We start from the raw sequence: 236 nt of genomic DNA, 5'->3' as shown, positions 1-236 counted from the left end.
AACAGCGCCTCCACGGGGTACGTCCGCAGGTCGGCCGCGTTCTGCACGTGCTGGTCGTCCCACGGCGGCGAGCGCCCGCGGACCTGCTCGCGCCACAGGTCGAACGACTGCCGCGGGCCGCGCCGCACCCCGTCGCCCTCCGGCACCGCGATCATCTGGTGGTGCGGGACGCCGTCCCAGTCGACGGGGCGGACGACCTCGCCGCGTAGCCAGACGACCGGCCCGACGGCGGGCAG

1 pseudogene is annotated in these 236 nt (G+C 76.3%); it reads right to left on the bottom strand.

What is annotated here, in order from left to right:
• A pseudogene (locus tag KVT14_RS21410) lies at nucleotides 1-236 on the bottom strand (histidine kinase); the annotation flags it as partial.

Source organism: Cellulomonas sp. GbtcB1, assembly GCF_019091725.1.
GTDB lineage: Bacteria > Actinomycetota > Actinomycetes > Actinomycetales > Cellulomonadaceae > Cellulomonas.
This window is presented reverse-complemented; position numbering and strand designations above follow the sequence as displayed.